Source organism: Bradyrhizobium sp. BR 10289 (assembly GCF_019455385.1).
GTDB lineage: Bacteria > Pseudomonadota > Alphaproteobacteria > Rhizobiales > Xanthobacteraceae > Bradyrhizobium.
Window position 1 is genome coordinate 36443 of record NZ_JACOFR010000008.1, and the last position, 22021, is coordinate 58463.

At 65.4% G+C, this 22021-nt stretch carries 25 protein-coding genes; 10 read left to right on the forward strand and 15 right to left on the reverse strand.

Annotation, left to right across the window (positions count from 1 at the left end; all coding sequences use genetic code 11):
- Positions 1 to 147: 147 nt before the first annotated feature.
- Positions 148 to 423 carry a twin-arginine translocation signal domain-containing protein gene (locus HYH08_RS15560; protein WP_220010699.1) on the reverse strand — a complete coding sequence of 92 codons (276 nt, stop codon included), beginning with the start codon at positions 421 to 423 and terminating at the stop codon, positions 148 to 150.
- Positions 424 to 530: 107 nt separating this feature from the next.
- Positions 531 to 845: a hypothetical protein gene (locus HYH08_RS15565; RefSeq protein WP_220010700.1), complete on the reverse strand. Its 315-nt coding sequence runs from the start codon at positions 843 to 845 to the stop codon at positions 531 to 533.
- 106 nt (positions 846 to 951) lie between these two features.
- Here HYH08_RS15565 and HYH08_RS15570 point away from each other — a divergent pair, with 106 nt between their 5' ends.
- The 5 genes from HYH08_RS15570 (at position 952) to HYH08_RS15590 (ending at position 5538) form a co-directional block, all read left to right on the forward strand.
- Entirely contained in the window at positions 952 to 2913 is a 1962-nt protein-coding gene (locus tag HYH08_RS15570) for an alpha/beta hydrolase domain-containing protein (RefSeq protein ID WP_220010701.1), read from the forward strand.
- A 125-nt stretch (positions 2914 to 3038) separates the two neighbouring features.
- Positions 3039 to 3695: a DUF1326 domain-containing protein gene (locus HYH08_RS15575; RefSeq protein ID WP_220010702.1), complete on the forward strand. Its 657-nt coding sequence runs from the start codon at positions 3039 to 3041 to the stop codon at positions 3693 to 3695.
- Positions 3696 to 3734: 39 nt separating this feature from the next.
- Positions 3735 to 4556, forward strand: a complete 822-nt coding sequence (locus HYH08_RS15580; RefSeq protein WP_220010703.1) for a DUF2182 domain-containing protein — start codon at positions 3735 to 3737, stop codon at positions 4554 to 4556.
- Between the two features lie 85 nt (positions 4557 to 4641).
- On the forward strand, positions 4642 to 5292 hold the full coding sequence (locus tag HYH08_RS15585; protein WP_220010704.1) for a glutathione S-transferase family protein: 651 nt from the start codon (positions 4642 to 4644) through the stop codon (positions 5290 to 5292).
- A 93-nt stretch (positions 5293 to 5385) separates the two neighbouring features.
- Complete coding sequence (locus tag HYH08_RS15590) at positions 5386 to 5538, forward strand: hypothetical protein (RefSeq protein ID WP_220010705.1); 153 nt, start codon at positions 5386 to 5388, stop codon at positions 5536 to 5538.
- 9 nt (positions 5539 to 5547) lie between these two features.
- Here the strand turns inward: HYH08_RS15590 and HYH08_RS15595 are convergent, their stop codons facing one another.
- Both HYH08_RS15595 and HYH08_RS15600 read right to left on the reverse strand, forming a co-directional pair.
- Positions 5548 to 5895: a hypothetical protein gene (locus HYH08_RS15595; RefSeq protein ID WP_220010706.1), complete on the reverse strand. Its 348-nt coding sequence runs from the start codon at positions 5893 to 5895 to the stop codon at positions 5548 to 5550.
- 65 nt (positions 5896 to 5960) lie between these two features.
- A complete protein-coding gene (locus HYH08_RS15600) occupies positions 5961 to 7493 on the reverse strand; it encodes an acyl-CoA carboxylase subunit beta (protein WP_220010707.1) in 1533 nt (510 codons plus the stop codon).
- Between the two features lie 149 nt (positions 7494 to 7642).
- On the opposite strand from HYH08_RS15600, the gene HYH08_RS15605 reads away from it, so the two are divergent.
- Both HYH08_RS15605 and HYH08_RS15610 read left to right on the forward strand, forming a co-directional pair.
- Positions 7643 to 8047, forward strand: a complete 405-nt coding sequence (locus HYH08_RS15605) for a DUF4260 domain-containing protein (protein ID WP_220010708.1) — start codon at positions 7643 to 7645, stop codon at positions 8045 to 8047.
- Positions 8048 to 8168: 121 nt separating this feature from the next.
- Positions 8169 to 8765 (forward strand): hypothetical protein, encoded by a 597-nt coding sequence (locus tag HYH08_RS15610; protein ID WP_220010709.1) that lies wholly within the window; start codon positions 8169 to 8171, stop codon positions 8763 to 8765.
- Positions 8766 to 8914: 149 nt separating this feature from the next.
- Here HYH08_RS15610 and HYH08_RS15615 read toward each other — a convergent pair whose 3' ends face one another.
- The 5 genes from HYH08_RS15615 to HYH08_RS15635 form a co-directional block, all read right to left on the reverse strand.
- A complete protein-coding gene (locus HYH08_RS15615; RefSeq protein WP_220010710.1) occupies positions 8915 to 9571 on the reverse strand; it encodes a carboxymuconolactone decarboxylase family protein in 657 nt (218 codons plus the stop codon).
- A 69-nt stretch (positions 9572 to 9640) separates the two neighbouring features.
- A complete protein-coding gene (locus HYH08_RS15620; protein WP_220010711.1) occupies positions 9641 to 10459 on the reverse strand; it encodes a penicillin-binding transpeptidase domain-containing protein in 819 nt (272 codons plus the stop codon).
- 70 nt (positions 10460 to 10529) lie between these two features.
- A complete protein-coding gene (locus tag HYH08_RS15625; protein WP_220010712.1) occupies positions 10530 to 10790 on the reverse strand; it encodes an EscU/YscU/HrcU family type III secretion system export apparatus switch protein in 261 nt (86 codons plus the stop codon).
- Complete coding sequence (gene fliK / locus HYH08_RS15630) at positions 10787 to 12409, reverse strand: flagellar hook-length control protein FliK (RefSeq protein ID WP_220010713.1); 1623 nt, start codon at positions 12407 to 12409, stop codon at positions 10787 to 10789. The genes HYH08_RS15625 and fliK overlap by 4 nt, the downstream gene beginning before the upstream one ends.
- Positions 12410 to 12481: 72 nt before the next feature.
- Positions 12482 to 13261, reverse strand: a complete 780-nt coding sequence (locus HYH08_RS15635) for an ATP12 family chaperone protein (RefSeq protein ID WP_220010714.1) — start codon at positions 13259 to 13261, stop codon at positions 12482 to 12484.
- A 75-nt stretch (positions 13262 to 13336) separates the two neighbouring features.
- On the opposite strand from HYH08_RS15635, the gene HYH08_RS15640 reads away from it, so the two are divergent.
- Positions 13337 to 13783, forward strand: coding sequence for a hypothetical protein (locus tag HYH08_RS15640; protein WP_220010715.1), 447 nt, complete (start codon positions 13337 to 13339; stop codon positions 13781 to 13783).
- Positions 13784 to 13822: 39 nt separating this feature from the next.
- On the opposite strand, the gene HYH08_RS15645 is transcribed toward HYH08_RS15640, so the two are convergent.
- The 5 genes from HYH08_RS15645 to HYH08_RS15665 form a co-directional block, all read right to left on the reverse strand.
- Positions 13823 to 15052 (reverse strand): RluA family pseudouridine synthase, encoded by a 1230-nt coding sequence (locus HYH08_RS15645; protein WP_220010716.1) that lies wholly within the window; start codon positions 15050 to 15052, stop codon positions 13823 to 13825.
- Positions 15053 to 15077: 25 nt separating this feature from the next.
- On the reverse strand, positions 15078 to 15368 hold the full coding sequence (locus HYH08_RS15650) for a helix-turn-helix domain-containing protein (protein WP_220010717.1): 291 nt from the start codon (positions 15366 to 15368) through the stop codon (positions 15078 to 15080).
- Complete coding sequence (locus tag HYH08_RS15655; protein ID WP_220010718.1) at positions 15368 to 15715, reverse strand: type II toxin-antitoxin system RelE/ParE family toxin; 348 nt, start codon at positions 15713 to 15715, stop codon at positions 15368 to 15370. The genes HYH08_RS15650 and HYH08_RS15655 overlap by 1 nt, the downstream gene beginning before the upstream one ends.
- A 65-nt stretch (positions 15716 to 15780) precedes the next feature.
- Positions 15781 to 17115 carry a replication-associated recombination protein A gene (locus HYH08_RS15660; protein ID WP_220010719.1) on the reverse strand — a complete coding sequence of 445 codons (1335 nt, stop codon included), beginning with the start codon at positions 17113 to 17115 and terminating at the stop codon, positions 15781 to 15783.
- Positions 17112 to 18518, reverse strand: a complete 1407-nt coding sequence (locus HYH08_RS15665; protein WP_220010720.1) for a DegQ family serine endoprotease — start codon at positions 18516 to 18518, stop codon at positions 17112 to 17114. Before HYH08_RS15665 ends, HYH08_RS15660 begins: the two co-directional genes overlap by 4 nt.
- Positions 18519 to 18832: 314 nt before the next feature.
- Here HYH08_RS15665 and HYH08_RS15670 point away from each other — a divergent pair, with 314 nt between their 5' ends.
- Positions 18833 to 20464, forward strand: coding sequence for an OprO/OprP family phosphate-selective porin (locus HYH08_RS15670; protein WP_220010721.1), 1632 nt, complete (start codon positions 18833 to 18835; stop codon positions 20462 to 20464).
- A gap of 44 nt (positions 20465 to 20508) precedes the next feature.
- Here the strand turns inward: HYH08_RS15670 and HYH08_RS15675 are convergent, their stop codons facing one another.
- Complete coding sequence (locus tag HYH08_RS15675; protein ID WP_220010722.1) at positions 20509 to 20883, reverse strand: winged helix-turn-helix transcriptional regulator; 375 nt, start codon at positions 20881 to 20883, stop codon at positions 20509 to 20511.
- 121 nt (positions 20884 to 21004) lie between these two features.
- Between HYH08_RS15675 and HYH08_RS15680 the strand changes: the two genes are divergently transcribed.
- Entirely contained in the window at positions 21005 to 22018 is a 1014-nt protein-coding gene (locus HYH08_RS15680) for a zinc-binding alcohol dehydrogenase family protein (RefSeq protein ID WP_220010723.1), read from the forward strand.
- Positions 22019 to 22021 lie beyond the last annotated feature (3 nt).

Below are 22021 nucleotides of genomic sequence, written 5' to 3' on the forward strand. Positions count from 1 at the left end.
GATCTGACCTCTTCGCACTGCAAATGGCCGCGCGGCATTAGCCTGCGCGGCCATTTTCTTTTGAGGATCCCATATCGCACCGGCTGACCCGGAATCAAAACGGGGACCGCAACGGCGGCCCCCGTTCGAGCTTGGCTTGTGCGAAGCTTACCAGTGGCGGCGATGCCAACGCCGCCGGCGCCAGCCCCAATGACGGTGACGCCAGCCCCAGTGACGGCCGTGCCAGTGGACCTGCTCGGGCTTGAGCTGCGCGGCCTCGTCGGGGGTGGTGACGGCGGGATGAGCGTCGGGATTGGCTTCCGGCATGCGCGCCGGACCGCCGAGCGTCTGCGGCGACAGCGGCGCGGCCTGCGCGGTCGCTGCGAAGGCTGCGGCGCCCGCGGTCATCCCCAATGCAAGTTTCAAAAAGTTCCGACGCTCCATGAGTGTTCTCTCCGCTATTGCTCAAGTGATGCAGGGCGAGTGTCGCGGTGGCGATATGAACTGCGGCTGAATCGCGCGTTCAGCTTCATTGCAACGATGACAGGAGGCTACTCCCCGAACGTCTGCGCCAGCACCAGCGTCTCGCGCGAGCGCTTCACGTCGGGCCAGTCGCGTTCGAAATCGGCAACGAGCTTGGTCAACGCCTCGCCCTTCAGCATCGCGGCGAGTTTTGCTTCGTCATCGAACTGATACATCGCCTGATGCAGCGAAGGATCGTCCAGGCTCCAGAACCGCCAGGCTTTGCTCGCGCCGAACGCCTTTACGGCATCGGGCACGTGTTCCGTCTCGTACCATCTGTCGAAGGCGGCGCGCTTGCTCGCGTCGGTGACGATAGCACGGACGACGAAGTAGGCAGCGGGCATTGGGTTTCCTCCTGTTGTTTGGCCGCAGCATAGAAGATTATAGTGGAGCCAACAAAAAGCCCGCGCGACGGACAATCCCGTCGCGCTCACAAGGGAAGGAACCGCCATGCGCAGGATCATTACCGGCCTCGTTGCGATCGCATGCCTGTGGCCGGCCGCCTCGTTCGCCGAGATCGTCCGCTTCGACATCACCGAGCGTGTGCCCGCCTTTGCGGGACGAAGCTTCGGCGCCGTCGGTACCTATGAGCGCATCACCGCGCGGGCGACCTTTGCGCTGAACCCGGCCGACGATCGCAACGCCGTCATCACCGATCTTGCGCTCGCGCCGCGCAATGCGAACGGCAAGGTGGAAGCCACCGCCGACATCGTAATCCTCAGGCCCAGCGATCCCACCCACGGCAACGGCACGCTCCTGCTGGAGGTGCCCAATCGCGGCAGGAAACTCGCGCCGCAACTGTTCGACGATTCCGCCCCGCCTGGCGCCAACAATGCCGAGAAGGCCGAGGATGCCGGCATCGGCTTCCTGCACCGCCAGGGCTTTACGATGGTCTGGGTCGGCTGGCAGGGCGACATCGCCTCAAAACCGGGCCAGATGGCGCTTGCCTCGCCGGCGCTGAACAACGTCACCGGCCCTGCGCGCGAAGAATTCGTGTTCGACAACACGACCAATCCGGCGCGCGCGACACTGACCTGGCCAGCGGCTGAAGCTGCCAACCTCACCGTGACCGTGCGCGCGGCCTGGGCCGATCCGCGGCAGACGCCGTCAGGGCTCGCGGCGAAGCTGATCGACCCCAACACGGTGGAGATCACCCGTCCAGACGGCTTTGACGCCGGCGCGCTCTACGAGATCACCTACACTGCGCGTGATCCGGTGCCGCTCGGCATGGGCTATGCAGCCGTCCGCGATGTCGTCAGCTTCCTCCGTCACGACGAGACGCAGGCCAATCCGCTGCTCGATGGCCTGCACCCCTCCGTCAGCCGGGCGATCGGCTTTGGCGTCTCGCAATCCGGCCGCTTCCTGCGCGACTTCCTCTATCTCGGCTTCAACGAGGACCTCCAGGGCCGCACCGTGTTCGAGGGCCTGATGCCGCATGTGGCGGGCACGCGGCGGATGGCGACCAATGTCCGCTTTGGCCAGCCCGGCCGCAACCCGCGCCATATCCAGGATCCGGCGTGGCAGGCCGATCTGTTCCCGTTCACCTATGCGAGCCTCAGCGATCCCTATTCCGGCAAAACCGATGGCCTGCTCCGCCGCTGCGCGCTCTCGGCCACCTGCCCGAAGGTGATGCAGACCGACACCGAGCACGAATGGTGGGCCTCGCACGCCTCACTGCTCGTCACCGATCTCGCCGGCAACCACCTCGACCTCCCCGACAATGTCCGCGCCTACATGATCACAGGCACGCCGCATTTTGCCGACCCCACCGACGTGATGAAGAAGGGTTTGCCGGCGATGTCACTGCCGCAGAATCCGATGCACGCGGGCATGCCGATGCGCGCGCTGCTCACCGACCTCAACGCCTGGATCAGCGACGGTACAAAACCGCCCGCAAGCCGCGTCCCCATGCGCGCCCACGGCACACTTGTGCCTGCGCAGGGCGCGGTGCCGACGGATATCCCCGCCCTGCCCTATGCCGGCATTCACACCCTCGCCGCCTTCTCCGATCAGAGCGTGGTGCCGCCCAAGGAGATCGGGCGCTATCCGGTGTTCGTGCCGAAGGCGGACAATGACGGCATGGCCATCGCGGGCGTACGCCAGCTTGCGCTGGCGGTGCCACGCGCGACCTACACCGCCTGGAATCCGCGCGCGCAGGGTTTTGGCCCGACGGCGCTTTATCCCCTGCAGGGCGCAGTTGTGCCGTTCGCACCGACCGAAGCCGCACGAAAGGAAGTGCATGATCCGCGCTTGTCGATCGCGGAGCGATATGCCGATGACGGGGCGTATGTCGCCGCAGTGAAGCGCGAGGCAGCGCGACAGGTCGCGGAGCGGTTGCTGCTGCCGGAGGATGCGGAACGCGCGATCGAAGCGGCAAGGCGGCGCACGTTGGAAAAGCTCGGGCCCACCTGACACGCGCTGGCCGGCGCATCACATCAGCTTGAGCGACGCGTCGGCCTTGCGGTTCCTGTGTACGCGGCGTAGCTTGCCACCGCAGGTAGCGCCTTCGAAGGGGCTCGGCCTAGCGGGAGAGAGCGATGGTGGACCAGGTCTCATCTCAGGTCTCGTCTCAAGTGTCCTGGACTCTGTCCGGTGACTATTTCGAGAACTGCAGTTGCAACGTCGTGTGTCCGTGCTTGGTGTCGGCGGGTCCCCCGCTGACCGCGCGGCCGACCGAAGGTTTTTGCAACGTGCCGCTGGTCTTCCACATCGAGAGCGGCCGCTACGGCGACATCGCGCTCGACGGCCTCAACGTTTTCGTCGTGCTCCATTCGCCCGGAATCATGGCCGATGGCAACTGGTCGCAGGCGACCTATGTCGACGAGCGTGCGGACGATCGGCAAACGGAGGCGCTGGCCGCGATCTTCGGCGGCACAGCCGGAGGACCCATGGCCGCGTTTGGCCCGCTGATCAGCAAGACCCTCGGGGTGAAGAAGGCGCCGATCACCTTCCGGATCGAGGGCAAGACGCGATCGGCGGAGATCCCGGGCATCTTGCACATGTCCGTCGATCCGCTGCCGACCATGCATCCGAGCGGAGAAATGTGGGCGAACATCGGCCATCCCGTCAGCCCCGACAGGATGGTGATGGCGGTCGGCGCCGCCGGCAACACCTACAGCGACCACGGCATGCGCTGGGACAATTCGGGCAGGAACGGTCTCTATGCCCCGATCCAGTGGTCGAACCAGGCCTGACGCGGCCGCTCATGTGACGGGCGGCGACGCGCATCGCACATGACCGACAACGCCATCGAAACCGTGCTGCGGCGCGACCGCTGGATCGTCGGCGGCGCGATCGCGATCATCGTCGCGCTGGCATGGGCCTATGTGGTCTGGCTCGCCGACGACATGAACATGGGCGGCATGGACATGACCGGTTACCGCATGATCCCAGCCGGGATCGGAATCATGCTGCCGGCCGACGAGCCGTGGCGGGCGATCGAGTTCGCCTGGGTGTTCCTGATGTGGACGGTGATGATGATCGGCATGATGACGCCGTCGGCCGCGCCCATGATCCTGATGTACGCCCGCGTCGGCCGGCAATGGCAGGCGCACGGTCGGCCGTTTGCGGCGACCGGCTGGTTTGCGGCCGGCTATCTCCTCGCCTGGACCGGGTTTTCGCTTGTCGCGACCTGTCTGCAATGGCTGGTCGAACGGGCGGCGCTGCTGGACTCGCGGATGACGCTCGCGAGCAATTTGATCGGCGCGCTGGTGCTGATCGCGGCCGGCATCTATCAGTGGACGCCGTTCAAGGACATCTGCCTCGTCCAGTGCCAGTCGCCGCTGATGTTCCTGATGCGCCACGGCGGCTTTCGCGACAATGCGCGCGGTAGCCTCATGCTGGGGTTTCGGCACGGCGGCTATTGCGTCGGCTGCTGCTGGCTGCTGATGGCGCTGCTGTTCATCGGTGGCGTGATGAACGTGCTCTGGATCGCGCTGCTGGCCCTGCTCGTCCTCCTCGAGAAGCTGACGCCAGTGGGACGATGGGTCGCGCGGGCGGCCGGCCTCGCATCCGGCGTCGCGGGCGCTTCGCTACTGGTGTCGTCGCTGCCGTGACCGCTGCGGCGACAAAAGCCGATGACCGTTGTCGGAACGCCCGCCCCTCATCCGTCCTAGGCCTGAGACAGCACGGAGACGCCGCATGCCCGACCTTACCTTGACCACCTATGACTGGGTTCCCCCGCCACCGCGCGGCTATGTGCGCGACCTCAGGGTGCGATGGGCGCTTGAAGAGGCTGCCTTGCCCTATCGCGTCGCCAGCACGCCGTTCGACGACCGCGGGCCTGCGCATCTGGCGCACCAGCCGTTCGGCCAGGTGCCGTGGCTGACCGACGGCGACACCTCGATCTTCGAAAGCGGCGCGATCCTGCTGCATCTCGGCGGCCTCAGCACGAAGCTGATGCCATCAGATCCGCGCGGCCGCAACGAGGCGACTGAATGGGTGTTCGCGGCGCTAAATTCGGTGGAGATGGCGAGCCTGCCCTGGGGAATGTCGCAGTTCATGGGCCATCCCACCGATACGGCGGCGTGGAAATTCGTCGACGACTTCCTCAAGCTGCGCCTCAAGCGTCTCGAGCCGGTGCTGGCCGACCGCGAATGGCTGGCGGGGTCTTTCTCCGTCGCCGACATCCTGATGTCGGACGTGCTGCGCGTCGTCGATGGTTTTGACGGGCTTGCGGAGAGTCCCGCCTGCCGCGCCTACGTTGCACGGGCCACGGGTCGCCCGGCTTTTGCAAAGGCCCACGCCGACCAGATCGCGCATTTCGCCGCGGCGGATAAGACGCGCGCGTGACCCGCCGCACACAATTAACCTGGTGTTAGCCATGTGCCCACCAGCGCCGGAACGAAGCAATTTGCTTCAAATTATTCCGACGGGAGGTGTCACATGGCCCGCATCGATTATCTCAAAGAGCAAGTTGCCCGCGCCGAGCGTCTGGCAAAGACGATCCTCGACCAGGAAACGGTCGAGCGACTGCAAACCTTCGCCGCCGAATGCCGCGCGGAGCTGGTGGTCCTGACATTACGTGCTGCCGCGTGAAGCAGCACCTCACACCAGCTTCATCGGTGTGTCGGCGACCACGCGCAGATCGATCGTTCCAATCAAAGCAGCGCGCCGTGCTTCCGCAGTGCTGATCGCCTCGTCCGTCTGCCGCAACGTGCTGATGTTCGAACCGAGCGAGACGATGCCGCCGAGCACCAGCGCGATCGAGCCGAGTGCGGCGGTCTGACCAAGTCCAAATATCCCGAGGATGGTGACCAACAGCAGCGCTGCCCCGCCGCCGATCGCGATTTTTGAGGCCAGGATATACTTCCGGCAGCGCTCAGCGACCTCGGCTAGCCGCTCGATCCGGTCTTCAATGTCGGAGATTTCGTCGGTAGGATCGTCTTCGGTCATGGGATCGCGATGCCAGATCCAAGTGTAGGGCGGATTACGCTTCGCTAATCCGCCCTACATTCTCTCTACAACGGCAAATTGTCGTGCTTCTTCGCCGGCATTTCCACCTTCTTGTCCTTCAGCATCGCCAGCGCCCGCGCGATCCGCTTGCGGGTCGAGTGCGGCATGATAACGTCGTCGATGTAGCCGCGCTCGGCGGCGATGAACGGTGACAGGAAACGGTCTTCGTATTCCTTCGTTCGCGCGGCGATCTTGTCGGGGTCGCCGATGTCGCTGCGGAAGATGATCTCGACCGCGCCCTTGGCGCCCATCACGGCGATCTGGGCGGTCGGCCAGGCGTAGTTCATGTCGGCGCCGATTTCCTTGGAGGCCATGACGTCGAAGGCGCCGCCATAGGCCTTGCGGGTGATGATGGTGACCAGCGGCACGGTGCATTGCGAATAGGCGAACAGCAGTTTTGCGCCGTGCTTGATCAGGCCGCCATATTCCTGCGCGGTTCCGGGCAGGAAGCCCGGCACATCGACGAAGGTGACGATCGGGATGTTGAAGGCATCGCAGAAGCGGACGAAGCGCGCGGCCTTGCGCGAGGCGTCACTGTCGAGCACACCGGCCAGCACCATCGGCTGGTTGGCGACGAAGCCGACGGTGCGCCCCGCGATGCGGCCGAAGCCGGTGACGATGTTCTTGGCGAACATGTCGGCGATCTCGAAGAAATCGCCCTCGTCCACGACCTTCAGGATCAGCTCCTTCATGTCGTAGGGCTTGTTCGGATTGTCGGGGATCAGCGTGTCCAAAGACATGTCGACGCGGCCGATGTCGTCGAAGCTCGGCCATTCCGGCACGCCGTCGGTGTTGTTGGACGGCAGGAAGTCGATCAGGCGCCGCATCTGCAGGAGCGTCTCGACGTCGTTCTCGAAGGCGCCGTCGGCGATCGAGGAGCGCGTGGCGTGCACCGAGGCACCGCCGAGCTCCTCGGCGGTGACGACCTCGTTGGTGACTGTCTTCACGACGTCAGGACCGGTGACGAACATGTAGCTGGTGTTCTTCACCATGAAGATGAAGTCGGTCATGGCGGGCGAATAGACGTCGCCGCCGGCGCAGGGGCCCATGATGACGGAGATCTGCGGGATCACGCCCGAGGCGAGCACGTTGCGGCGGAACACGTAGGAATAGCCGGCGAGCGCGGCGACTCCTTCCTGGATGCGGGCGCCGCCCGCGTCATAGAGGCCGATGATGGGCGCCCTCGCCTTCATCGCCATGTCCTGCAGCTTCGTGATCTTCAGTGCGTGCGTTTCCGACAGCGAGCCGCCGAACACCGTGAAGTCCTTGGCAAAGACGAACGTCTTGCGGCCGTTCACGGTGCCCCAGCCGGTGACGACGCCGTCGCCGGGGATCTTGTTCTTCTCCATGCCGAACTCGGTGGAGCGATGCTCGACGAACATGTCGAACTCCTCGAACGATCCCTTGTCGAGCAGAAGCTCGATGCGCTCGCGGGCGGTCAGCTTGCCGCGGGCGTGCTGCGCCTCGATGCGCTTCTCCCCGCCGCCGAGCTTTGCGCCGGCACGACGATCTTCAAGGGCGTCCAGGATGTTCTTCATTTGCTCCCGCCAGTTCTCAAGCCAAATGCGATTGGCGGGGGTTCTAACACGGCATTTTGCGGGCCGGGAAGCCGCTTTCGGCGCCGCAGGGCTGCCTTGACGCAGCGTGAAAGCGCAAGGAATTACAAAGTTTTGCCCGGGAGGCGACGATGGACGAGCGAGCGACCGAAACAGGGGCTGCCACAGGCGGTGTCAACATCCTGCTCCGCCTGGAGGGCCTGACCCTGTTCGCGGGCATGGTGATGCTCTACTGGGCCTGGGACGGCTCCTGGCTGGTGTTCGCCCTCCTGTTCTTCGTGCCCGACCTGAGCTTCCTGGCCTATCTCGCCGACGCCAAATTCGGCGCGCTGGTCTATAACGCCGCGCACAGCTACATGGCACCGGTCGCACTGCTAACGCTGGGTTTCGGCCTCGCCTCGCCGCTCACTTTGTCCATCGCCTTGATCTGGCTCGCCCATATCGGCATCGACCGGGCGCTCGGCTACGGCCTGAAATATTCGGCCGGCTTCGGCTTCACTCATCTCGGACGTATCGGGCGGCAGAGGGACGCCTGATCCCGGTTGACCGGGCCGGCCGATTCAGGCTTGCTTCAAGCCCAGCGATCAGGCGCCGAATGTTGCGTGAGCCCAGTCGGTACGGCGGCGGTCATCTTGCCCTGGCTCCAGCGTCACCCTCATGGCCGCGACGGTCGTCCCACTGCCGCCGAACTCCTCGTCCGAGACCACCGACTTCCTGCGGCGCATGGCCAGCATGGTGTCGGAGCGGAACGGCGAGATGCTGCTGCGCGCAGCAAGCCTCATCGAGTCCCTGGCGCAGCGGGCGATGTCGGCCGAGCGGCTCTATCACGAGACGCAGGAGGAGAGCACGCGCCACGTCGAGCTGCGCGAGGCCGCCGAGCTCGCTTCCGATGCCATGGTCAGTCAGATCGAGACGTTGCGGGCGCAGCTGGCCGAGGTGACCGCGGCCGCCGCGGCCGAGCGCGCGGCGTTCGATGCCGAACGAGGCAAGCTGTTCGGCCTGATGCAGCACGCGGAGAGCCATATCGGCAAGCTTACCAGCGAGCTCGATGCCTTGCGCGCCTCCGTCGACAGTTTCAACGAGACCGTGGTTTCCGTGCCGATCGAAGTGCTGCGGCTGGCGCGCACCCAGTTCGATGTCCTCGCCGCCGGCTTTGCCCGCGAGGGTGACGTGATCTCGCAGGCCATGAGCGAGATCGGCGGCTTTGCCATCGACCGGGCGCTGACGGCAAAGAAGACGGCCGACAAGGCCTGAGACGCGGCGTCGGCGCCCCACATTCCGTCATTGCGAGCGCAGCGAAGCAATCCAAGCTGCCTGTATGAAAGACTCTGGATTGCTCGATCGCAAAAGCTCCTCGCAACGACGCGGTGAGAGCAGCGCTCGCAAGCACGATGACGAGCGCTTTACGGCTCGCCCGGCTTGAACGGCTCCTGCTTGTCGGGCGGCACCGTCTCCTCGGCCATTGCCAGCAGCATCGCCACCATCACGTAATTGCCCGAGACGGCAGTCAGGTCGACGATCTGCTGATCATTGAACACCTTCTTCGCCCGCGCATAGGTTTCGTCAGAAACCTTCTTCGTCGTGGTGAGCTCGGTGACGAAGTCGTAGACAACCGCTTCGTCCTCGGCCATTTTCAACGGCCGCTTGTTGGCCTTCAGCTCGGCGATGATATCGGGCGACAGTCCAGCCTTCGCCGCCAGCGGCGCATGTGCGAACCATTCCACCTGCGAGCGCCACTGCCGCCCGATGATCAGGATCGCGAACTCGTTGAGCCTGGTCGGGACCGAGGTCTCCCAGCGCAGATAATAGAACAGGTCGAACAGGCGCTGGCCGAGCACGGGACTACGGATCATGGGATTGTAGGGACCGCCGATGCCGACGCTCGACACCTTCATGATCTGCTCGCCGAGCGGCTTCTGCTTGGCGTCCAGCTGATCCATGGTGAGTTGGGGAAACCGCGGCTCCTTGCTGGTCGCAGGTGCAGCAAACATCGTGGCGGCGAGCCAGCCGCCGGTGGCAGCCAATGTGAGCGATGACAGCCAGAGTGGCGTTGAGTTCATTGTGATCCTCCCGACCTTTGTTTTTGCTTGGCCGGAAGAATGCTAAAGGAGCCGCAACGCGCGCGCCAGTCAGACCGCGCCGATCTCGGCAAGGCAGGCTTGCGTCAGTGGCATGCGCTCGCCAACGAGCCGCGGCTCGGTGCAGTCCATGTTGAGCGCGAACACCGTGTGGGCCTCGCCCTTCTCGGCCCAGCCGACCATCCACCCCAGCGACGGCTCGCCGCGCTCTGCCCCGAGCAGTCCGGACTTGGCGCGAATGATGCTGTCGCCGACCTTGGTCACCGGCAGGATGTCTGCGACGAGATCCTGGCTACGCTTGCTGACCGGCAGCGCGCGGCGGCGCAGCCGGTCGACGAAATCGATCTGCTCGACCGGATCGATGCGCAAGGCACCAGTGAGCCAGAACTGGTCGATGCCACCGCCGATGTCGCGGTTGCCGTAGTCGAACAGGTCGACGTATTTCTGCATGCGCTCCTGCCCGATCCGCCGGGCGATCTCCTGATAGACCGGCACCGCACTCACCGCGATCGCACTGCGGAGCGTATGGTCCTTGTTCCAGGCCTCGATCGGACGCTTCACGCCGTCCCAGGCGAACAGGTCCTTGTCGGGGTCGGCGACGACGCCGGTCTCCAGCGCAATCAGCGAGTTCGGGATCTTGAAGGTCGAGGCCGGCAGCTTGGCTTCGCCCGAGCGCTCCTTGTCGCTGGCGACGATCAGATAGTCCTCGACCTTGTAGCCGACGAAGGTGCCCGAGGTGCCGAGATCGGTGAAGCGCTTTGCGAGGCTGCCACGGAACTCGTTGCGCGGCGGCGCGACATGGGCGAGCGCACGCTGCGGCAGGATCGTAGCTGAGGCGAGAAGGCCGAGGGTGGAACGGCGGGTGAGCAAGCGCGGCGTCCTGAATTGAGAAAGGCGGCGAGACCATGCGGCCACTATCATGGTCAAACGATGACAGCGTTCAGCGCCGCCCCGACAGCCGCAGCACGAACACCAGCACCTCGGCGACCGCCTTGTAGAGCTCGGGCGGGATCTCCTCGCCGAGCTCGACCTTGGAGAGCGCACCGGCCAGAATCTCGTTCTCCTCGATCGGGATGTCGTTGGCCCTCGCGATCTCGACGATCTTTTCACCGATCGAGCCCTTGCCCTTGGCGACGACGACGGGCGCGCCCGAGCCCTTCTCGTAATGCAGCGCGATTGCAAGCTTGGATGGATCGCTCATGTGGCGCGATCCAGGAAATGGCCGGCGCGGGCCGGCGCCGGCTGTGGCGGCGTGCCGTCGCGCACCAGGATGTCGCCGGGCTTGAGCTCGGCGCGGGTCAGCGCCTGATTGAGCTCACCGATCCCGGCTCGGAGCTGCTGCGCGGTCGCCGGCCGCTCCGCCCACATGCGCACGAAGGTCTTTTCGCCGTTCAGCGTGATCAGCGCGTGCACGGGGCCGGCCGGCTCGACATTGAGCGTGAAGCGCGCGCGCCAGGCGCGCTGGGCGGGATCGGCGGACTCATGGCCGCCATCGCGCGAGATCTCGAACTGCGCCATCGCGGTGCCCTGCGGGGTTGCGAAGGGGATCTCGAAATTCCACTGCGGCACGGTCGGATCGATGCGATGACCGGTGGCATCGGTACGGTCCGGGAGCGAAGCGACCTGCAGCAGCGTCTGCCGCGCGATCGCGGCATCGGTGTCGTCGAGCAGGCGATGCACGGTCGCCGCGAGCGGCGCATCGGGCGCGAGCGATGGCGCTGCGACAGCCTGCGGCGCCGGCAGCGCACCGCGGAACGGCGGCGGCGTTGTGCGCGCGGCAGCCTCGAAGAGGTGGCCGTCGGGCACGGCCTTGTTGGAGCCGGGCACATTGCCGGTCAGCCGCGGGAGGTCTTGCGCGACCTCTTGCAGCAGGCGCGCGGCAAGACCTGCGGACACCGTTCGCGGCACCGCTGCCTGCGAGGCATTGCCTGCGTTATCGGCCAGCACTGCGGCGAGCGCCGCGCCGCGTGGCAATTGCGCGGGTTGGGCGATCTCCGCATCGGTCGGCGGCAGCACCGCCTGTGCGGCGTCGCCTGCCACCTGAAGTGCGGACGCTGCGGTCTGGGGCGGGGCAGCAGTGCTCGTCGGCAGCGCAACGCCTTCCGCGGGTGCCGGCGGCAAACGGGTTTCGAGTGTGACCAGTGTCTGGCGCAATACCAGCAGCGCCGCTTTGAGATCCGGCACATTGCCGGCGGACGGCGTCGGGCCAGCGGCGAGCGAGGCCTCGAGGAACAGGCCGGACTTCTGAAAGGCGGATTCGATGTCGCCACCGTCGAGAGCCGTGTTGAGCGGCGTCTGCTGCGCCAGCACGTCCAGCACCGCCTGCTTCAGGCCATCAGGCAGATCGCTGCCGGTGACGACAGCTGCAAGATTAGCGAACAGCGGCGCCTGGCTGCCCTGTTTTGTGACCGCCTCGGCGGAGGCCGTGGTGACGGCGGCCTGCTCCAACGGCGTCAGTGTGTTGCGCGCCGTAGTCGCCGACGGCGCCAGCGACGGACTATCGACGCGCGAGGCCGCAGACGGCGTCAGCGTGATCTGGTCGGCGGTCGCCGCCCCCGCCCCGTTCACGACGGCGAGCCGGATGGTACCGTCGTTCTGCGACACCGCGAGCTGGAGGTTCTGCCCCGGCGTCAGGGGCACCTCCGACATCACGTCCATCGAGAGGTTGGCGATCGCGATCCGCACCAGATTGTCGGCCATGACGCTGACGACCCTGGCGTCGACCACGCTGCCGGCCTGGAGCACGAGATCGGGCGTCGCCGCATCAGCCAGGGGGCTGGCGGCGCTGACCGGAAGGATCGAGCTTATCGGCGTCGGCATCTCAAGGGGCCCGGGGAACGCTGGTCCCACCCTAAGGCCGCCCTCGTAAACCTCTCGTTAAGGACCTTTGGCTCAGGAGGGCTTCACGGCCGCCAAAACCGTCACGGCGGCCTGAAAATCCTTCAGGCGGGCGGCGCGGCGGGCGGCCGCCTCCTCGTCGACGCCCCATTTCTCGGCGTTCCAGTCCTCGTCGACATGGGCGGCGGCCCAGACCTGGCCAGCATCGCGCACGCCATGGGCCAGCGCCAGCGCCAGCAGCGCAGAACCGGTCAGGGTCGTGACCATATGGAGCGCGGCGACCGACCAGGCGTCACCGGGCAGCGCGCTGCGGGCAGCCGCAATGGCCTCGTCCGGCTGCTTCACATGCATGACGCCCTCGGAGAGGATGAAATGCGCGCCCAGCGTCTCCGCGGCCCAGAACAGCACGGGGTCCCAATGCGCGGCCTCGCGGGCGACCAGCCCCTCAGGATGGCCGGCGCGATAGAACAGCAGATCGGACTCGAAATATTTGGCGAGATCGTCGCTGACGAGCTCGACACGGTCGATCACCCCCTCCACCACGCTATTGGCGATCCGGGTCAGCGGCATGGTCACGGGATCGATCGTCTCGCCCTGCGCCGCCCATTCGCCGGCCACGGCATCAGCAAGCGCGCGGGAGGGGATCACGACCTGACGGCTCGAGGGGGTGCGGATCGGCTTGCCGTCGAGCGTAATGGCGAAACCGCCCTCGGCCTCCGCAACGCCCGCCTCCTTGTAGAAGCGCTTGCGCAGGGGCGTGCGCGAAGCCTGCCGGATCGCGGCTTGCGGATCGGGCGGGGTCTGCCCCGCGGCTTCTTCAAACAATTCGCGCATATGAGTTTTCGGCCCCGGTGGCTGGATGTTAGGCTTTTAAGATAAGTCCGGTGGCCGATAAAGCGAGCAGCGAGCATGAGGGAACTTGCGGGCATTGCGGCCGTGTTCGCCGGGCTTTGGCTGGCCGCGGCGGAGGCCGGCTTTCGCACTCCGGAATCGCTGGTCCGAAACGTCTATGCCTTTTACGGCCAGGGCGCGCCGGAACTGTCCAAAGGCCTGCCGCGCGATGCCGCGACCGCCCGGCAATTCTTCGATCTGCCCCTGCGAAAAGCCTGGAGCACGCCGCGGCCAGAGCCCTATGATTTCCTGGTGCAGAGCCCGAGCTGGAAGCTCGGCCCCGTCACCATCGCGGTCGTGCGCCGACAATACGACAAGACCTATGTCGCAGCGAATTTCGACAACCATGGCCGCCGGGTGGTGCTGAACTTCGTCCTGGTCAACGGGCCCGAGGGCTGGCTGATCACTGATGTCGAGAGCCCGCATGATTCTTTGCGGATGTTTCTGGAGCAGTTTCGGAATTAGCCCCGCCGTCGTGCCCCGGCTCGACAGCGGAGAACGCGACTACTCCTCCGGCGCGTTCTCGATCGGGTCGAAGCGGCTCGCGTCCAGCCCGAGCAGATTCCACGACTGCTGCATGTGCGGCGGCAGCGGCGCGGTGGCGTCGATCACGCCGCCGCGGGGATGCGGAATGACGATGCGGCGCGCAAGCAGATGCAGCCGGTTCTGCAGGCCGCCCGGCAATTGCCAGTTCTCGATGTTGAAATATTTGGGATCGCCGACGATGGGGTGGCCGATATGCGCCATATGCGCGCGCAGCTGATGGGTGCGGCCCGTCACCGGCTTCAGCGACACCCAGGTCAGCTTGTTACCGGCGGTCTCGACCACCGCATAATAGGTCACCGCGTGGCTGGCGCCCTCGTCGCCATGCTGGGCGATGCGCATGATGGTGTCGTCCTCGCTCTCTTCCTTCGCGAGGAAGGTCGAGATGCGGCCCTGCTTCGGCTTCGGCAGGCCCGGCACCAGCGCCCAATAGACCTTGCGCGCCGAGCGCGAGCGGAACGCGCCGGTCAGATGCGAGGCGGCAAAGCGCGTCTTGGCGATCAACAGACAGCCCGAGGTCTCGCGATCGATGCGGTGCACGAGGCGCGGCTTCTGGCCCTTGGAATCGCGCATCACCTCCAGCATCTGGTCGATGTGCCGCGTCATGCCCGAGCCGCCCTGCACGGCGAGGCCGGCCGGCTTGTTCAGCACGAGAACGTCGTCGTCCTCATAGATCGTCATCTCCTTCAGCGCCTTGAGCGTCTTCTGCGCGGCGTCCGAGAGCTCTCCGACAACTTTTGGCGCATCGAGCTTCAGCGGCGGAATGCGGACGCTCTGGCCCTCCTCCAGGCGGTCCTTGCTGTCGACGCGCTTGCCGTCGACGCGCAGCTCGCCTTTGCGGACGACGCGCTGGATGTGGGAGAACGACAGGCCGGGAAAGCGCGCTTCGAGGAAGCGATCGACGCGCATGTTGTTCTCGTCGGCCGTCACCGTGACGGTCTGCACCTTGGTCGGCAGCAGCGCCTCGACCGGCTTTTCGGGCGCGGCCCTTTCGAACTCAGTCCTCTCCAACCTGTCCTTGGGCGGACGCCGCTCCGCGCGCTCGCCTGCAAAGCGCGGCGGCTTGCTGCCGGGCTTGCCGCTCGGACGGGGGCCGGTTTTCTTCACGCCGCGCGCCTGATGCGGACGCGCCTCCTTGCGCTCGTCGCGCTCCCGAGGCTTCGGGTTCATTCTCTTGATGCGGCGGCTCATGCGGTTTTTCCAAGCTTTCGTCTCATTATACCAGCTCAACCCGCAACGTACGTCCGACCGCGCTTGCGGCGCGCTGGAGGGTGTCCAGTGTCACCGAAGGTGTAGCAGGATCAAGGAGACGATCGAGCTGACGGCGACTGGTCTTCATGCGTTCGGCCATCGCCGTCTTCGTGATTCCCTGCGTCTTCATTGCTTCCGTCAGTTGCTCCGCAATGAGCTCCTTAATGGCACGCTCCTCACAGACGCCAAGTATGCCTTGCTCGGCAAGAAATTCGTCGAACGTTTCCTCGCTCACGCGCGCTTTTTTCTTCGCCATCACATCACCTCTCGTCTGCACTTCAGCGCAAGGTCGATATCCTGCTTTGGCGCCTTCTGCGTCTTCTTGATGAAGCCGTGAAGCAGGATCATCTGGCCGCTCGCCAGACAGAAGATCACCCGCGCAATCCGGTTGCTGTCGAGATCACTCCGAACCTCCCACAATCCGCCCCCCAGCGGAGCACAATGCGGGCGTCCTATTGGCCAACCGAATTCGACTTTCTGGATATCCTTCCCGACTGTTCGTCGATCCCCGGGAGGCAATTCCAATATCCACTCGCGAACAGGATTTCGACCTGTCGAGCTGACATAGAATCTCGCTGGACGCTTCTTCGTTCGATCGATCATTCGGCCTGCATCCACGTGCCATTTTTGACACACAAATGCAAGCTCTTTCCCCAATGCGTGACAGCCTACGTCCCGCCGCGCTCCTTCCGCAGCTTGGCCCAGTAATCCAGCCGCTTCCTGATCTCCCGCTCGAAGCCGCGCTCGGGCGGGTCGTAGAAGGTCTGGCGGCCGAGGGCTTCCGGAAAGTAGTCCTGGCCGGAGAAGGCGTCGGGAGCGTCGTGGTCGTATTCGTATCCCGTGCCGTAGCCTTCCGACTTCATCAGCTTGGTCGGGGAGTTGAGGATGTGCTTGGGCGGCAGCAGCGAGCCGGCCTGTTTGGCGACCTGCATCGCGGTACCGAACGCCGTATAGACCGCGTTCGATTTCGGCGCGGTGGCGAGATAGACCACGGCCTGCGCGATGGCGAGCTCACCCTCGGGATGGCCGAGGAAGTCGAAGGCGTCTTTCGCCGCATTGGCGACGACGAGCGCCTGGGGGTCGGCGAGGCCGATGTCCTCCACCGCCATGCGCACGACACGGCGGGCCAGAAACAGCGGGTCCTCGCCGGCGTCCAGCATGCGGCAGAGATAATACAGTGCCGCGTCGGGATCGGAACCGCGGACCGACTTATGCAGCGCCGAGATCAGGTTGTAATGGCCGTCGGCCGACTTGTCGTAGATCGGCGCGCGGCGCTGCAGGATGTCCTGCAACTGCGCGGCATTGAAAATCTCGTCCGCCCGCGCCGAGCGCCAGACCTCTTCGGCGAGTGTCAGCGAGGCGCGGCCATCGCCATCGGCCATGCGTACCAGCACCGCCCTCGCCTCCGCATCGAGCGGCAGCTTCTTGCCTTCAATCTCTTCGGCATGCGCGAACAGTTTTTCGATCGCGGCGGCATCGAGCGAGCGAAACACCAGCACGCGTGCGCGGGACAGAAGCGCCGCATTGAGCTCGAAGGACGGATTCTCGGTGGTGGCGCCGACCATCACCACCGTGCCGTCTTCCATCACGGGCAGAAACGAATCCTGCTGGGCGCGGTTGAACCTGTGCACCTCGTCGACGAACAGCAGGGTACCCTTGCCCATCTCGCGGCGGGCGCGCGCGGCGTCGAACGCCTTCTTCAGATCGGCAACGCCGGAGAACACCGCGGAGATCTGCTCGAAGTGCAGATCGGTCGCGTCCGCCAGCAGCCGCGCCACCGTGGTCTTGCCGGTGCCGGGCGGACCCCAGAACACCAGCGAGCCCAGCGTACGCGTCTCCAGCATACGCGTCAGCGCGCCGTCGGGTCCGAGGATGTGGTCCTGGCCGACCACCTCCGACAGCACGCGCGGCCGCAGCCGGTCGGGCAGCGGATGCGGAGCGTCGTGGTCGAGCCCCGCCGCGGCAAAGAGCGTTGGCGTCTGCTGTGGTCGCTTCGGACTCATCCGCCCAGCGTAACGTTGATCTGCTGGCCGCCACGCACCAGCGTGATGCGCCAGAGCCTCTGGCTTGCGCCGGCCGCCTTCTCGAGATCACCGGTCCTGGCGATCTTCTGGTTGTTGACCGCAAGAATGATGTCGCCCTTCTGGAAGCCGACATTCGCAGCCGCGCTATCGCCGCCGAGATCGGTGATCACAACGCCCTCGGTATCGGCATCCAGATGCAGCTCGTCGGCAAGCGCGGGCGTGATGGTCGAAACCTTCGCCCCCTGGAAGGGCGAGCGCGCGGTGAGGACGAGCTCGTTGCGGCCTGTATCGGGCGCGGTCTCCAGCGCCACCGTCAGCTTCACCGGCTTGCCGCCGCGCTGCACGTCGATCTGCGCGCTGCCGCCGAGCGGACGGGTGGCGAAGCGGTAGTCGAAGGCGTTGGGATCATCGACGGTCTGGCCGTCAATGCCGATGATGAGATCGGAGGATTTCAGCCCAGCCTTGGCCGCGGGGCCGTTCGGGACGACGCTGGCGACCAGCGCGCCGGTCGGCGAGCGCAGACCGAGGCTCTCGGCGATCTCGGGCGTTACGGCCTGCAATTTCGCGCCGAGCCACGGACGCTTCACCGCCTTGCCGCCGCCCTTGGCGGAGGCGACGACGACGCGCACCATGTTGGCCGGAATCGCAAAGCCGATGCCTTGCGAGCCGCCGGAGCGCGAATAGATCGCGGTGTTGATGCCGGCGAGCCGGCCGTTCATGTCGACCAGCGCGCCGCCGGAATTGCCGGGATTGATCGCTGCATCGGTCTGGATGAAGAATTGATAGTCCGTGATGCCGACCTGCGTGCGCGCCAGCGCCGAGATGATGCCGTGGGTCACGGTCTGGCCGACGCCGAAGGGATTGCCGATCGCGAGCACGACGTCGCCCACCAACAGCTCGTCGGAGTTGGTGAATTCGAGCGCCGGAAACTTCTCCCTGGTGTCCTTCAACCGCAGCACCGCGAGATCACTGCGGGGATCCTTCAGCACGATCTCGGCCTCAAACTCGCGCTTGTCCGACAGCGAGACCTTCACCTGGTCGGCGCCCTCGATGACGTGAACGTTGGTGACGACGAGGCCGGAGGCATCGACGATCACGCCAGAACCGAGCGAGCGCTGAACCTGTTCCTGCTGCTGGCCGGGCACGCCGAAGAAGCGGCGGAAAAGCGGATCGTCGAGCAGCGGATTGCGGTTCTGCACCACCTTGGCGGCATAGACGTTCACGACCGCCGGCTGCACCCGCTGCACGATTGGCGCATAGGACAGCCGCAGCTCGGCCTGCGATGACGGGACGCGACGATCCTGTGCGACAGCTGAATCGAAGTGGGCCGAAAACGCTATGCACAGTGCCGTGACCACGGCCGTCGAGATCGATCGAAACATTCCTACCTCTTGGAAAAGACGACGGAATATAGGCGCGTTCGCCCCCCAATAGAAGGGCGCCGGACGGCAATATTCACCCCTTCGGGGTGTCGCCCGAATGCCATCCTTCCGTGCGAAATCACAAGCGCTCTGGCGCGGCAGATTGGCATGACGCGCATCATCCAGCATTGTATCCGATGCCGGATTCGGTTGCGACGAATTTGCACCAGTGGGAACCGCGCAACCGGACCGCAGCGTCGTGGGGCAGTCATCGATCACACTTAGGCTCTCCCGCCGGCGACTTGGGGAAGTTCGTCAAATGATGGAGGCGTAACGTGAGCAGAACAAGACTTGCAGCGACGGCGATTGGTCTCGCCGGTGCGCTGGCGGCCTCGCAGGCGCAGGCCCAATCGGCCAGCAGCAGCGAGCAGGAGATCGCGCTGCTGAAGCAGCAGTTGAAGCTGCTGGAGCAGAAGCTCGACAAGCTGCAAAGCCAGACTGCCGCGAACACGGCGGCCACGGCGAAAGCCAAAGCCGAGGCGAAAGCTGAAGCCAAGGCCGAGGCACGTTCGGAGGCCAAGGCGGTGGTCGCCAATGCGAACGCAGCGTTTCCGGTCAAGGGCACTGCGCCCCCAGCCGGCGTGATCGTGACGATGCCGAACAACCGGCCGACCATCTGCACGGCCGACGGAGCGAATTGCGTGGCCATCACGGGCCGCGTGCACTGGGACGTCGGCGGATACGACTACCGGCCCAACACGGCCGCGACGGTGCCACAAAAGCTCGACAGCGGCGAAAATGTCCGCCGCGCCCGCATCGGCATCGCCGGAAAATTCCTCGAGGACTGGAATTTCGCGCTGGTCTACGATTTCGGCGGCTCGTCTGACGGCTTCGGCGGCACCGGCGCCGCAGGCGCGACCCCTGTCGGCTTCCTGCCCGGCGGCGGCACATCCGGCATCGAGAACGCGTATATCAGCTACACGGGGCTGAAGCCGTTCGGCGGCAAGATGGCGATCGAAGCCGGCGTGATGGATGTCGCCTGGACCATGGATGAGTCCACGAGCTCCAACGACATTGCCTTTATGGAACGTGCCTCCGCCGGGCTCATCGCGCAGAATATCGCCGCCGGCGACTTCCGGTCCGCGGCGGGCGCGCGCTGGTACAACGACGTGTTCTTCGCAGGCGCTTATGTGACCGGTCCGACGACAGGTGCCATTCACTCCGCATCGAGCGCTTCGCCTCCCGGGACCAGCGAACAATACGGCGCGACCGCCCGCGTTGCGGGCCAGATCGTCAGCGGCAAGGACTATTCGGTGCATCTCGGCGGCGACGCCGAGTGGCTGATCCAGCCGCCGCGCAATCTGGTCGCCAACACGCAGACGCTCACGCTCAGCGATCGTCCCGAACTGCGCATCGACCCGACGACGTTGATCTCGACCGGAGCCATTGCAAATGTGTCCGGCGCCCAGGTCTATGGCGTCGAAGCCGCAGCCACCTACGGATCGCTCTGGGTCCAGGGCGAATATTACTGGTTCAACATCGACCGCGGCGCCAATACCGCCGTGGCGCCCCTCGGCACGTCCAGCCTGAAATTCCAGGGGGGCTACGCGCAGGCGGCTTACGTGCTGACCGGTGAATCCCGCAAGTACAATCCGGGCAATGCCGCCTATGGCGGCGTCAAGCCTGATCATCCGTTCTCGCTCGCCGGCGGCGGCTGGGGCGCGTGGGAAATCGCGGGCCGCTACTCCACCATCGATCTGAACGATCAGCTCGCGACCGCGGCCGGCATCGCCGGCGGGCGGCAGACCGTCTACACGCTGGCGCTCAACTGGTACGTCAACGGCAACGTGCGCTTCATGCTCGACTACCTGCATGGCACGGTGTCGAAGCAAGCCTCGGCGGTGTCGGCGGCAGACGTCGGCTCGAAGTTCGACGCGGTGGCGTTGCGCACGCAGTTCGCGTTCTGATCTTACACCTCTCCCCGTCGGGGAGAGGTCAAGATCGCCGGCGCTCACGCCGCGCGCTTTCTCTTCACCACCACGGACGGCGGCGCGGAGGACAGCCGTTGCTGGTGGCCCTCGCCCCATGCCTTCAGGACGTCGATCACCGGCTTGAGGCTCTCGCCCAACTCGGAGAGGCAGTACTCCACGCGCGGTGGCACTTCCGCATAGACCTTGCGGATGACGAGCTTGTCCTCCTCCAGCGCGCGAAGCTGCTTCGTCAGCATGCGCTGGGTGATCCCCGGCATCCGGCGGCGCAGTTCGCCGAAGCGCTGGGTGCCGCTCTGGAGATGGTAGAGGATCACGCCCTTCCACTTGCCATCGATCAGGTCCAGCGTCGCCTCGACCGAGCAGCCGGGGCGGCAGGCAAAATTGCGCCGTTTCATGCGAGTTTTTCCAATAGTATCCAAACAGGGACTATATCCCCGAATTTACAGTACTTGCCAAATAGGCGCCAGCGGGACAGTTACAACGGCAGGCGAGCACGCCATCTGATGGAGACAAGCCATGAAGGCCGTCGGCTACAAGAAATCGCTTCCGATCGAGGATGCGGATTCACTGTTCGATTTCGAGACCGCAAAACCCGAGCCCAAGGGACGCGACATCCGCGTCGCCGTCAAGGCGATCTCGGCCAATCCGGTCGATTACAAGGTGCGCAAGCGCGCCAGCCCGCCCGAGGGCGAGACCAAGATCCTGGGTTATGACGCCGCCGGCGTGGTCGACGCCGTCGGCCCTGACGTCTCGCTGTTCAAGGTGGGCGATGAAGTGTTCTACGCCGGCTCGATCCTGCGCCAGGGCACCAACGCCGAATTCCATCTGGTCGACGAGCGCATCGTCGGCAACAAGCCGAAGAGCCTGTCGTTCGCGCAGGCCGCGGCCCTCCCCCTCACCTCCATCACCGCCTGGGAATTGCTGTTCGACCGGCTCGGCGCGGTGCCCGGCAAGAGCATCGACCCGCGCACGCTGCTGATCACGGGCGGCGCCGGCGGCGTCGGCTCGATCCTGATCCAGCTCGCGCGCCGCCTCACCGGCCTCACGGTGCTCGCGACCGCGACGCGGCCAGAGTCGCAGAAATGGTGCCTCGATCTCGGCGCGCATGCGGTGATCGACCATGCCAAGCCGATGAAGGAGCAGATCGAGACGCTCAAGCTGCCGCCGGTCGCGCTGGTGGCGAGCCTCACCTTCACCGACCAGCACTACAAGAGCATCGCCGACTTCATGGCGCCGCAGGGCCGTTTCGGCCTGATCGATGATCCGCCGGAATTCGCCATGAGCGCCTTCAAAGGCAAGGCAATCTCGGTGCATTGGGAATCGATGTTCACGCGCTCCTCGTTCCAGACGCCTGACATGATCGCACAGCATCATCTGCTGAACGACGTCGCAGACCTCATCGACAAGGGCGTGCTGCGCACCACGCTCGACCAGACCTTTGGCATGATCAACGCGGCCAACCTCAAGCGCGCGCATGCGCTGCTCGAGAGCGGCAAGTCGCGCGGCAAGATCGTGCTGGAGGGGTGGTAGCTT